Annotated in this window: 10 protein-coding genes; 6 read left to right on the top strand and 4 right to left on the bottom strand. The window is 65.2% G+C overall.

What is annotated here, in order from left to right; genetic code table 11:
- Positions 1-27: 27 nt before the first annotated feature.
- The 3 genes from lolA to AC3IR9_RS09620 form a co-directional block, all read right to left on the bottom strand.
- Positions 28-666, bottom strand: a complete 639-nt coding sequence (gene lolA / locus AC3IR9_RS09630) for an outer membrane lipoprotein periplasmic chaperone LolA (RefSeq protein ID WP_489295507.1) — start codon at positions 664-666, stop codon at positions 28-30.
- A gap of 120 nt (positions 667-786) precedes the next feature.
- A complete protein-coding gene (locus tag AC3IR9_RS09625) occupies positions 787-2,754 on the bottom strand; it encodes a DUF3857 domain-containing protein (protein WP_489295506.1) in 1,968 nt (655 codons plus the stop codon).
- 88 nt (positions 2,755-2,842) lie between these two features.
- Positions 2,843-5,209: a DNA translocase FtsK gene (locus AC3IR9_RS09620; RefSeq protein WP_489295505.1), complete on the bottom strand. Its 2,367-nt coding sequence runs from the start codon at positions 5,207-5,209 to the stop codon at positions 2,843-2,845.
- A gap of 289 nt (positions 5,210-5,498) precedes the next feature.
- Here AC3IR9_RS09620 and trxB point away from each other — a divergent pair, with 289 nt between their 5' ends.
- A complete protein-coding gene (trxB, locus tag AC3IR9_RS09615) occupies positions 5,499-6,470 on the top strand; it encodes a thioredoxin-disulfide reductase (RefSeq protein ID WP_489295504.1) in 972 nt (323 codons plus the stop codon).
- Between the two features lie 115 nt (positions 6,471-6,585).
- Positions 6,586-7,820 (top strand): IS3 family transposase gene (locus AC3IR9_RS09610; RefSeq protein WP_489291031.1). Its coding sequence is split into 2 segments (ribosomal slippage): positions 6,586-6,937 and positions 6,937-7,820, totalling 1,236 coding nucleotides; the frame shifts between segments, so codons are not numbered across the junction.
- A gap of 86 nt (positions 7,821-7,906) precedes the next feature.
- Here the strand turns inward: AC3IR9_RS09610 and AC3IR9_RS09605 are convergent.
- Positions 7,907-9,547, bottom strand: coding sequence for an N-acetylmuramoyl-L-alanine amidase (locus AC3IR9_RS09605; RefSeq protein ID WP_489295503.1), 1,641 nt, complete (start codon positions 9,545-9,547; stop codon positions 7,907-7,909).
- A 52-nt stretch (positions 9,548-9,599) separates the two neighbouring features.
- On the opposite strand from AC3IR9_RS09605, the gene AC3IR9_RS09600 reads away from it, so the two are divergent.
- The 4 genes from AC3IR9_RS09600 to AC3IR9_RS09585 all read left to right on the top strand — a co-directional run bounded on the left by AC3IR9_RS09600 (position 9,600) and on the right by AC3IR9_RS09585 (position 12,536).
- Positions 9,600-10,730, top strand: coding sequence for a GNAT family N-acetyltransferase (locus AC3IR9_RS09600; RefSeq protein ID WP_489295502.1), 1,131 nt, complete (start codon positions 9,600-9,602; stop codon positions 10,728-10,730).
- A complete protein-coding gene (aat, locus tag AC3IR9_RS09595) occupies positions 10,727-11,473 on the top strand; it encodes a leucyl/phenylalanyl-tRNA--protein transferase (protein ID WP_489295501.1) in 747 nt (248 codons plus the stop codon). Before AC3IR9_RS09600 ends, aat begins: the two co-directional genes overlap by 4 nt.
- Before the next feature lie 247 nt (positions 11,474-11,720).
- Complete coding sequence (gene infA, locus AC3IR9_RS09590) at positions 11,721-11,939, top strand: translation initiation factor IF-1 (protein ID WP_005409596.1); 219 nt, start codon at positions 11,721-11,723, stop codon at positions 11,937-11,939.
- A gap of 219 nt (positions 11,940-12,158) precedes the next feature.
- Complete coding sequence (locus AC3IR9_RS09585) at positions 12,159-12,536, top strand: hypothetical protein (RefSeq protein ID WP_489295500.1); 378 nt, start codon at positions 12,159-12,161, stop codon at positions 12,534-12,536.
- Positions 12,537-12,550 lie beyond the last annotated feature (14 nt).

The raw sequence follows: 12,550 nt of genomic DNA, 5'->3' as shown, positions 1-12,550 counted from the left end.
ATGCATTGCAGCCGGGTACACCCGGCTCTACTCGCCGATGACGTCGGTGCCCTTGGCCGGGGTGAAGCTGAAGGTGCCGGCGGCAAAGCCCGGGTTGCGCTTCCAGCCGGTGAAGTTGATCACCGTGCGCTGGCCGACCGCATCGACCACTTCCATCCGGGCCAGGCCCTGCGCGTTGAAGCCCAGCGCGGCGTACTGGAAGGCGGTATCGGTCTCACGCTTGGGGCTCAGCGACAGCCACTGCAGGCCATCGCGCGCGGCCGCTTCTTCGCTGACGTCGTACTGCTTGTCCAGCAAGGCCGGGTTGATCAACGCGGTGAGCGGGCTGTTCTGCTCCTCGGCGCCCTGCGGACGCACGGTGGCCTGCTCCAGGTCCGGCTCGTACACCCAGACCTTTTTGCCATCGGCCACGATCAGCTGTTCGTGCGGCTTGATGTACTCCCAGCGGAACAGACGCGGTGCCGACAGCGCCACGCGACCACTGGTATTTTCCTTGACCTTGCCCTTGCTGTCGTACACCTGCTGGCTGAACTGCCCATCCAGGCCCTTGAGGCCCTGGGTGAAGCGATTGAGTTCGTCGCGGGCGCCGGCCCAGGCCGACGCCGAGCCCACGCTGGCCACGATCAGGGTGGCGGCAACCAGATAGCGGCGAAGAGGGGTATGCATGCGGGTATCCAGGCAAGAAGGAAGGATGGATGGCAGTGTGCCCGGTCAAACCTGAATGGGCGATCAGACGGCTAGTATGCGCCGCCCCGGCCACCACGGGAATGCCCGCGTGCCGGCGCTTTACGGGCTGGCCTGAACGCTCTTGAGGTCGCCATACACCACCTGCCCACGGAAACCGCGACGCACCTGCTGGTACAGCTCGCGGAACGCGGCGTAGTCCTGCGGTTCGCACAGCTGTTGCGCGCCACGGACGGCGTTCTGGTGCAGCCGGTGCCGGGCGATGATCGTCCTGCCCTCGCGGCTCCAGTCCAGCTGGTACTCGCCGGCGGCATTGCGGAACTGTTGGCTGCGCGGGATGGCCACGATCGGCACCCCGGCCGGCAACTCCAGCCGATAGGTTTCTTCGCGCAGGCTGTCGGTGCAGTAGAACGGGGTGGCGTTGTCCGGTGCCGAGGTGGTGGTGTAGATGTCACGGAACGATTCGCCACCCGGCGCATCGGGCAGCGGCATGCCGCCGACCACGCTGAAATCCACGTAGTCGCTGGCGTGGAAGTCGTAGCGGTAATTGAACGGACGGAGCAGATCCTGGGGATCGCCCAGCAGGGTCAGTTCGCCGCTGCCGTCAAAGCCGGACGAGGCCATGATCGACTCCTCCACCCGCGCGCGGTTCTGCGCGTTGAGCCGCGCGAACGACGCGCGCATGCCGATTTCGGTGACTTCACGCGGCTGCAGCAGCGTTCGCCCCGCCAGGTTGCCGGCTGCGTCGAAACGGAAGGTCACGTCCAAGCCGCTGCCATTGCGCGCGGCGTCGTTTTCCGGGGTGCGCGCCACCGTGGCCTGGCGGGTCAGCAGGACCGGCGCACTGAGATCACCGTCGGGCAGTTGCCCAAACCGCGCATAGGCACTGGTCGAATCCAGGTACAGGTCGAATTCGGGGATATAGGTGATGGCATGGTTGAAGCGCCCCAGCAACGGAATCGTCGGCAGGGTCGGACCACCGCCTGCGCCGATCAGCACCGGGGTGCTATGGATGCCGCGCGCGGCCAGCAACGCCTCCAGGATCACCACGTGGTCCTTGCAGTCGCCATAGTGGTTGTCCAGGATGCTCTGCGCCGGGTTCGGCTCCAGCCCGCCGTTGCCCAGGTACACCGCCACGTAGCGGATGTTCTGCGACACCCAGCGATACAGGGCGGCCGCCTGCTCGCGACGGTCATCGATGCCGGCGGTGAGCTGGTCGGCCAGGGCCTGGATGCCCGGGGTCACCGTGGCCGCTTCGCCGCCCTTGCGCTGGTAGGCACTGGCCACCTGCGCCCAGTCGCGGTAGGTACTGGCCATGATCGTCGGGCTGAATTCCCAGGCCGCGGCGGACCAGTTCTGCGCCTGCATCGGCGTGTCGCGACGGTAGTGCCACGCCCAGTGCGCCTGCCCCTTGTCGATCGTCGGCGCATCGCTGCCCTGCACGCCCCGCTGCTGCACGTACATGGGCATGGTCGCCGGCGCGGTGAGCGTCACCTGCGCATCGTCGTACTGGGTGAACACACTGAAGGTTTCCCACAACCCGAAGTAGCCCGGGAAATACGGCGTGTTCTGGGTGCGGCGGGTCTGGTAGACCACGCGCGTGCCCGGGGCCAGGTTCGGGAACACCACCACCCGCACCTTGCGGTCGGCATACATGGCCGCCGCCGCGCTTGAATAGCTTTCCTGGGTGTAGATGCGGTCTGCAGGCACGTCACGGCGCTGCCCGTCGGCGGTGAGCGTATAGGCGGCCAGCACCTCCAGCGTTTCCATCTTCTCGCTGTAGCTCAGCCGGACCTGGCTGAACTGCTCCACTGCCGCCTTGGTCTTCAGCAGGATTTCGTACGCTTCGGTCTGCGTATTGCCGGCATCGGCGCGCACCACGTAATCGGCGCGGTAGCGCACGAAGCTGAAGTTGTTGCTGGCCTGGGCATCGCTGCCCGGCTCAGCCTGCGCGCCAGAGGCTGGTGCTGCTGCCGGCGCTGCGGCGGGTGATGCTGGTGGCGCGTCGGCGCGTGCCAGCAGGGGCACGAAGGCCAGGCCGCCCACCATCATCCAGACCGTTGGCTTCATTGCGGGTTCCTTGTGCGGGGTAGCCGGGTATGGGCGATCTACGGCAGCCGGGTAACGCAGATCGACAGCAACCGGGTAGAACCCGGCTCTACTTGGGGGGTGGTGGGGCTAGTACGCTGCGGTCGCCGTTGTGCTCGGGCGGGCTGACCACACCGGCCATTTCCATCGCCTCGATCAGGCGCGCGGCACGGTTGTAGCCGATCTTCAGCCGGCGTTGCACGCCGGAAATCGACGCGCGGCGGGTTTCGGTGACGATGCGCAGCGCTTCGTCGTACAGCGGGTCGGACTCGTCGCCGCCCCCACTGCTGGCTTCGGGCAGGCCGCCGGCCCCCACCACCACGCCATCGCCCATCATCTGCACTTCATCCAGCACGCCGGTGATGTAGTCGGTGGGGCCACTGGCCTTGAGGTGCTCGACCACGCGGTGCACTTCCTCATCGGACACGAACGCACCGTGCACGCGGTCCGGCAGCGCGGTGCCCGGCGGCAGGTACAGCATGTCGCCGTGGCCGAGCAGGGTTTCAGCGCCGGACTGGTCCAGGATGGTGCGCGAATCGATCTTGGAACTGACCTGGAAGCCGATGCGGGTGGGGATGTTGGCCTTGATCAGGCCGGTGATCACATCCACCGACGGGCGCTGGGTGGCCAGGATCAGATGAATGCCGGCCGCACGCGCCTTCTGCGCCAACCGCGCGATCAGCTCTTCGACCTTCTTGCCGACAATCATCATCATGTCGGCGAATTCGTCGATGAAGATGACGATGAACGGCAGCGTCTCCAGTGGACGCGGGGCCTCGCCCAGTTCCGGGTTCGGCTTGAACAGCGGGTCCATCATCGGCTGCCCGGCGTCCTCGGCATCCTTGACCTTCTTGTTGAAGCCGGCCAGGTTGCGCACGCCCACCGCGCTCATCAGCTTGTAGCGCCGCTCCATCTCGGCCACGCACCAGCGCAGGCCGTTGGCGGCCTCCTTCATGTCGGTCACCACCGGCGCCAACAGGTGCGGGATGCCCTGGTAGACGCTCAACTCGAGCATCTTCGGGTCGATCATCAGCATCCGCAGGTCTTTCGGCGAGGCCTTGTACAGCAGGCTGAGCACCATGGCGTTGACCGCCACCGACTTGCCCGAGCCGGTGGTGCCGGCTACCAGCAGGTGCGGCATGCGCGCCAGGTCGGCCACGGTCGGGCGGCCGGCGATGTCCTTGCCCAGCGCCAGGGTGAGCACGCTGGCCGACTTGTCATACTCCTTGGAGCGCAGCAGTTCGGACAGGTAGATCATCTCGCGGGTGACGTTGGGGATTTCCAGGCCCACCACCGACTTGCCCGGAATCACATCGACCACGCGCACCGACTTGACCGACAGCCCGCGGGCGATGTCCTTGTCCAGCGAGCTGATCTGGCTGACCTTGATGCCCGGTGCCGGCTCGATCTCGAAGCGGGTGATCACCGGGCCCGGATAGGCGCCCACGACCTGGGCGTCGATGCGGAAGTCCTTGAGCTTGAACTCGATCTGCCGCGACAGGGTTTCCAGCGTCTCTTCGTCGTAGCCCTTGGGCTGCGGCTTGGGATCGTCCAGCAACGCCAGCGGCGGCACGTCCGAACCATCGCCATTGACGCCACGGAACATCGGAATCTGGGTTTCGCGCTTGGCGCGGTCGCTTTTTTCCAGCACCGGTTCGGGACGCGGCTCGATCTTGACCGGCTCACGCTTGGCACGGACCTCGGCGTCGACCTTGCGTACTTCCTGGCGCTCCTCGCGCATCGCGCGGGTCTGCTGCCACTCGGTGGCCTGTTCCTTCTTCTTGTTGAACAGCGGCGGCAGCGACAGCACCCAGCGCCCGATCTTCTCCATCACCACGAACCAGGAGATGCCGGTGGCCAGGGTGATCGAGGCCAGCAGCAGCACCAGCACGAACAGATTGGCGCCCAGCGCGCCAAAACCGGCACTGAGCGAGTTGCCGACCAGCCGGCCAAGGATGCCGCCGGCATGGCCGACATCGCCGGTGAACAGGCGCACATGCAGGAAGCCGGTGCCGGCAATCAGGAAGCCGACCAGGCCCACCAGCCGCAGCGCCGGGTCCAGGTCGTGCTCGCCCTTGCTTTCGCGCTTGAGCCCGAACATGGCAATCCAGGCCAGCGCGCCCAGCACGATCGGCAGCACGAAGGCGATGTAGCCAAACAGCTGCAGCAGCACGTCGGCGATCCAGGCACCTACCCGCCCCCCCATGTTGTGGATCGGCGCTACCACGCTGCCGGTGTGCGACCAGCCCGGGTCCGATGCCGAATAGGTAAACAGACTGGCCACCAGATACAGCAGCGCCGGGGCGATGGCGATCAGCCCCAGGTCGCGCCACAGCCGCTGGCGACCTGGATTGTCGGCAGGCGCAGGCGCGGCCGCTGCTTTGCGCGACGGTTTGCTGTCGGGAGACTTGGATCGTTCCGGGAGCTGCTTCGCCACCTTAGACCACACCTTGGGAATGCACTGTTAGTGCTTGATAATAAACGACTGACCGGCCCCAAGGTAGCGGCCGACCTTGGGTCGGTACCTGCTTGGGCCACAACCAGCACCCGAGGGCCGCGCGGCAGACGTCAAAACCCCGGCGCCCGGCCCGGCGGCGGCCCTTTCAGGTCACGCCATTCCACCGGTCGCCTTGAATCACTACGCCCCTGCCGCCACTCTATGGCTTGAATCAGGCGCCAGGCAATTCCCGCCAGCGCCCGCCCCATCACCTTCTTTGCGAGTCTACATGAGCAATTCCCTGCCCTCCCGCCACCAGAAGCTCGTCATCCTTGGCTCCGGCCCGGCCGGTTGGACCGCGGCGGTCTACGCCGCCCGCGCCAACCTCAAGCCGGTGGTGATCACCGGGCTGCAGCAGGGCGGCCAGCTGATGACCACCACCGAGGTGGACAACTGGCCGGGCGATGCCCATGGCCTGATGGGCCCGGACCTGATGGCGCGCATGCAGGCCCACGCTGAGCGCTTCGAGACCGAGGTGATCTTCGACCACATCCATACCGCCGACGTGTCCCAGCGCCCGTTCAGGCTGATCGGCGACAGCGCCGAGTACACCTGCGATGCCCTGATCATCGCCACCGGTGCCACCGCCAAGTACCTGGGCATTCCGTCCGAAGAGGCCTTCAAGGGCCGCGGCGTGTCTGCGTGCGCCACCTGCGACGGTTTCTTCTACCGTGACCAGGACGTGGTCGTGGTCGGCGGCGGCAACACCGCCGTGGAAGAGGCGTTATACCTGTCCAACATCGCCCGCAAGGTCTATCTGGTGCACCGCCGCGACACCCTCAAGGCGGAAAAGATCATGCAGGACAAGCTGTTCGCCAAGGTTGCCGCCGGCAAGATCGAGACCGTCTGGCACCATCAGGTGGACGAAGTGCTGGGCAATGAAGGCGGCGTCACCGGCGTCCGCGTGAAGTCCACGCTGGATGGCAGTACCCGCGACATCGACGCCCATGGCTTCTTCGTGGCCATCGGCCACCACCCCAACACCAGCCTGTTCGATGGCCAGCTGACCATGAACAACGGCTACCTGGACATTCGTTCGGGCCTGGGCGGCAACGCCACCCAGACCTCGGTGGAAGGCGTGTTCGCCGCCGGCGACGTGGCCGACCAGCACTATCGACAGGCGATCACCTCGGCCGGCTTCGGCTGCATGGCCGCACTGGATGCCGAGCGGTATCTGGATGCGAAGGGCGATCTGGGCTGAGCCCAGGCTGATCCCTGCGTTCTCTGAAGGCCGGCGCGATGCGCCGGCCTTTTTCATGTGTCTGACCCGTCCTGAATTGAGTTGACACCTTTTCCCACAGGAAGAGGAATGTTCAATGAATTCAACAATCAGGCGCAGCCAGCGGGATTACTCGCTGGCCTTCAAGTTGTCGGTGGTGGACCAGGTCGAGCGTGGGGAGCTGACCTACAAGCAGGCCCAGGAGCGCTACGGAATCCAAGGACGGAGCACCGTGCTGTCGTGGCTTCGGCGACATGGTCGGCAAGACTGGTCAGGTGGGGCATCATCTGCCCCCATGACCACAGCTCCCAAGTCCGGAACGGCCAAGCCGCTGACACCGGAACAACAGATCAAAGTCCTGCAGGTTCAGCTGCGGGAGGCGACCGAGAAGGCGCAGCTTTTCGAGGCCATCGTGGATGTGCTCAAGGAAGACTACGGGGTGCGCATCGTAAAAAAGCCTTCCGGCAAGTCCTCACGCAAAGGCGCCTCCAAGGCGTAAGCGTGGCAAGGGCTTGCCGCCATTTTGGTATCAGTCGCCAAGCGTACTATCAGGCAGGCCATCGTCAGCAGCGGCAACTGGCCGACGGTGCTCGGGCGCTCGCGCTGGTAGGTGGCTATCGAGCGCGCCAGCCGCGCATCGGCACGCGCAAGCTGCATCATCTGATTGGACCGACGCTTCAAGCATCGGGAGTGGCAATGGGGCGCGACCGTCTGTTTGGCGTCCTTCGTGATGCCCGGCTGCTGGTCCCCATGCGGCGGGCGTACCACAAGACGACCGACAGCCATCACCGCTTCCGGCGGCACCCCAATCTTCTCAAGCCCGGCGAAGGGCGCGTGGTACCGACCGGCAGTGAGCAGGTCTGGGTAGCCGACATTACCTACCTGCCCACGCAGGGGAAATTTGTATACCTGAGCCTGATTACCGATGTGTGGTCGCGCAGGATCGTGGGCTGGAGCGTGCACGACACCCTGCAGACCGAACAGGTCGCCCAAGCACTGCAGATGGCGCTGAAGGAACGAAAAACGCGGCAGCAGCTGATCCATCACTCCGACCGGGGCATCCAGTACTGCTCGGACTACTACCAGAAGATCCACGCCAGGCATGGGGTGACCTGCTCGATGACCGATGGCTACGACTGCTACCAGAATGCGCTGGCCGAACGGGTAAATGGGATATTGAAGGGCGAGTTCCTGCTGCACCGGCCCCGGGACCTGCTGCAGGCACGCCAGATGGTCGCCGAGTCGGTGGGGATCTATAACGCCGAGCGGCCGCACCTGTCGCTTAAAATGCAAACGCCCGATGCGGTGCATCGGGCGTCTCTGGCCGCCTGACGGCGGCCAGATCATCCGCCACAGGTGTCAACCTATGGCAGGACGGGTCAGTCACCAGGAAATGGACGGCACCGTCCCGGAGCACCTCAAGAACTGCGGATGCACTGCTGCCGATGCCGCACCGGTTCGGACTTCACCCCGTCATCGTCCACCAGCGAGGTTTCCCAGAACAGCGGTGCCGAGCCATTGTTGTTGCAGACCAGTCCAACCGTGATCGGCGCCGCCTGTGGCGCTTCCAACGTGGTCTCGGTGCCGTGGCAAACCCAGCCGGGCGGGCAGCCGACATTGCGGGTGATGACCCGTAAGGGATACTGCGGATAGCCCTCGAACGGCACCTCCACTTCGCGGGTGGTGCCTTGGTACATGGTGACTGCCTCGATGGCGTCACCCTTGAGCGGCTTGCAGTCCTTGCCTTCCCGGAACAGGCGATAGCCCTTTTCGACGCCTTTCATGGCGGCGGTGCGGAATGTTGGATCCTGCAGGGCGGCGGCATCCAGCGCATTGGAGTGGTACGCCACTTCCACCACTACCGACGGCATCGTCGCAAACCGGTTTTCGCCGTGGTCTGCAGTAGACGCCGCACTATTAACCGGGAAGCTTTCGTAGCCCTCTTGGGCCCGAATCAGCTCCTTCATGTAGCAGAGCATCGAAGATGCCATCTCACGGTCATTCGGCTTGGACGGGTGGTAATACACCTCTGCCCCTCGGACCTGTGAATTCTCGCTTCCGTTGGTATGAAGGCTGATCATTCCTTCGACTTCGAGATGATTCGCATAGTGCGGCCTAGCCCGGATGTCGTCACTGACCTCCCTGTCACGTGCGGTGCTGTTTGCAAAATGGTTCCAGATATCCGTCCGATCAGGCAGCAGGCTCTTAAGGTGGTAGCGCGACGACATCTCGACCCAAGGATGCATGGACTCCGGGTGCATCTCCTGCCCACCGCGCCTGGCACGATGCACGGTCGCCGCGCTTCGATCCTGCAGCACTTGCTGCAGGACCCCTGCGAAGCCAGGCGTGATCAGATCCTCCCGGATTCCGTGCGCCAGTGGTCGCTGCAGCGCCCAGGCTGCAGAGGGATGCACACGAACCCACCCATGGCTTGCCGACACAAGGACGGTGCCAACAACAGCTGTTCGGGACCCGAATTGCCCTGATACCGGATACGGGAAAAAGTGCTCGAACGGTTGCCCTTCGTACAGGATCAGCACTTCCACCTCCTGCTGGACAGCGCGCTCCATGTCATAACGGAGGGTGTTGCGGATGTTCTGCTCGATCTCTTCGGTGGAGCTGTTGTCCTCCTTAGGGAGGAAGCCGCGGCCAAAATTGATGACCAGTCGATTGCGGGCAATGTCGGCCCCGGCCGTGACCGTCACATTGGTTGGCAGCGATTGTGTCATCCGGTAGTTGTCCAGAATGCGCTGCCCTTTCCTGGTAAGCAGAAGATCCAGTGCCACATCACTTTCAACAACACGGGATGGATCGCCATCGCCTTGTAGCGCCAGTGCCGATTGGGGAGCACCGCAACAGGCGGCCAGCAGGACCAGCGCGGCCCGACGCATGAGACGGGGTGTAATCATGTTCATTTCCTTGACGTTGAAGGTGGAGCGCCTCTCTTCATGAGACCGGCGCCTGACCACCCTGCCCTCCAACTCGGCCTCAAGCGGCGCACTGCTGCCCAAGTGCGGAAAGTCGTAGCGCAACGTTTCAATCATTCCGTCAGAAGGCATTGATCCCGCTTCAATACACCTTCTTTCCATCGCACTGCCCTATCCTTCCCCCATGCCCGATACACGCTTCCTGCATCGCCTTTCCGATCTCCCGGCCCCGGCCTGGGACGCCCTGCACGACGGCAGCAACCCCTTCGTCAGCCACGCTTTCCTGGCCGGCCTGGAAGAGCACGGCTGCCTGCGCCCGGAATGGGGCTGGCGGCCGCGCCACTTCACCCTGTGGGACGGCGACACGCTGGTCGCGGCCGTGCCGGGCTACCTGAAGGACAACTCGCACGGCGAGTTCGTGTTCGACCACGCCTGGGCCAACGCCTATGCGCGGCACGGGCTGGACTACTTCCCCAAGTGGCTGGGCGCGGTGCCGTATTCGCCGGTGACCGGGCCGCGGCTGCTGGCCCGCAACGACGCCGACCGCGCCACGCTGCTGGAGGCGCTCCGGGCAGAGGTGGAACGGATGGGCTGGTCCTCGGCCCACATCAATTTCCATCCGGCCGAAGAAGACAGTGCATTCGACCCTGCGTGGATGCTGCGCGAGGACATCCAGTTCCAGTGGCACAACCCGGGCGGCTGGCACGACTTCGGCGATTTCCTGGCGGCGATGGACCACAAGCGCCGCAAGAACATCCGCCAGGAGCGCGCCAAGCTGGCGCGCAGCGGCATCACCTATCGGATCGTGCATGGCGACGACGCCAGCGCGGACGACCTGCAGGCCATGCACGGCTTCTACCTGCAGACCTTCGCCGAGTACGGCAATTCGCCGGCGCTGACCCTGCCGTTCCTGCAGCACCTGACCACCACGATGCCGCGCCAGCTGGTGATCTTCCTGGCCCTGCAGGAGGGCGTGCCGGTGGCCGGCGCTCTGTGCCTGCGCGGCGCCGACACGCTGTACGGCCGCTACTGGGGCGGCGCCACCCTGCCCGGCCTGCACTTTGAAACCTGCTACTACCAGGGCATCGAATACTGCCTGCGGGAGGGCCTGGCCTGCTTTGAACCGGGCGCGCAGGGCGAACACAAGCTGGCCCGCGGCTTCCTGCCACAGGTTGTGCGCAGCCGGCATTGGGTTGCCGAGCCGGCGTTCGCCGACGCGCTGGCCGACTGGTGCCGGCACGAACGCGCCGACGTGGCGCGCTATGCAGTGGAACTGGGCGCACACAGCCCGTTCAAGGCCAGCGACACCCCATGAGCCAGCGACTGCCCTGGCGTCTCGACGACCGTCCGGACGCGCCCTTCCCACCGGCCGAGACCGCCCTGCGTGAACCTGATGGCCTGCTCGCAATCGGCGGCGACCTGCATCCGGTGCGGCTGCTCAATGCCTATGCCGGCGGCATCTTTCCCTGGTTCTCCGACGGCCAGCCACTGCTGTGGTGGTCGCCGGACCCGCGCATGGTGTTCCGCACCGACGGCGTGCACCTGTCGTCGCGGTTCCGCCGCAGCCTGCGTGCCAGCCCGTGGGTGGTGCGTGCCGATACCTGCTTCGCCGAGGTGATCGCCGCCTGTGCGACCAGCTTTCGCCCGGGCCAGGACGGCACGTGGATCACCGATGCGATGCGCGACGCGTATGTGGCCCTGCACCGGATGGGGCACGCGCATTCGGTGGAAGTGTTCGAGGGCGAGCGGCTGGTGGGCGGCATCTACGGCGTGGCGATCGGGCAGATGTTCTTCGGGGAGAGCATGTTCAGCGCAGCCAGCGGTGGCTCCAAGGTGGCATTGGCTGCATTGGCCCACCGTTTGGCGCAGTGGGGCTGGCCACTGATCGATGCGCAGGTGGAGAACGATCACCTGCTGAGCATGGGCGCCGAACATTGGCCGCGTGAGCGATTTCTGGCGCTGGTGCGGGAGCAGGTGCGGAGGGATGCGCCGGTGGGCAGCTGGACGACGGGGTTTGGTGAGATGGCGGCGGTGGTGCTGGCAAACCAGGGATCCTGAGGAGCGGGCCAGCGGCCGGCAGTACCTGGCGCGGTCGAGAACCAGGAGGAGCCGGCCAGCGGCCGGCACTACCGGTGATCGGTCGGGATGGTGGGAGCCGGCCAGCGGCCGGAAGTGCGGGGTGCGCGGCGGGTGAATCGCCGATAAATCAGGCCGCTTAACGCAAACTTTGCATGAACGGGCGAACGCGCGTAAAATGCCCGCTCTTAAGGCCAGCTCGGCCGTTTACTGAACTGCACAGGACTACATGTCGAAAGACGACTCCATCGAGTTCGAAGGCACCGTCAGCGAGACGCTGCCGAACACCACTTTCCGCGTCCGACTGGAAAATGGGCATGAAATCATCGCCCACATCTCCGGCCGCATGCGCAAGAACTACATCCGCATCCTGACGGGCGACCGTGTCAAGGTCGAAATGACGCCCTACGACCTGACCAAGGGTCGTATTACGTACCGCATGAAGTAAGCGGTTCGGGGCGGCTTCCCTACAGAAGCCCCGCCAGAAGGCCAGCCAGGAGCTGGCCTTTTTGCGTGGGCGCGATATTGGTCGCTACCGTGCCGAGCGGCACCCTGACCGTGTGCACCCTGACGTCGGTCAGGCTGCCTTGCTGCAGATTCGCGCCGGCGGCCGAGCGCCCACCCTGTGAGTCGATCCACTCCGGATCGCCACTTGTCGGCCCCCGCCATGAAAATCCTGTCCCTGTTGAGCCTGCTGGCTGTCGCCGGCGCTTCTGCCACGGTCCGCGCCGCCGAGCCGGCCCCCGCGCCAGCGCCAGCGGCCGAGTGCATCACCCTGTCGGCCGACCAGCAGGTAGTCCGCGCCAACGCCAGCCAGGATGTCCTGCTGCGCAATGCGGATCAGCACTACATCGTGCATTTCCGCAACAGCTGCACCAGCGCGGCCACGTCGGCGAAACTGGACTTTGCCACGGCCGGGCGCGACGGCGAGTTGTGCAGCGGTGGCGTGAGCAGCTTGAACACCCAGAAGCAGACCTGCGTGATCAGTAAGGTGGAGCCGATCACGCCGCAGCAGTTTGCGACCCGGGCACGTGGGCGGCGCTGAGCGTTTTCATTTGA

This window comes from Stenotrophomonas sp. GL_101 (assembly GCF_057835675.1).
The sequence above is the reverse complement of the archived record's forward strand: the minus strand, read 5'-3'. Positions and strand labels throughout refer to the sequence as shown.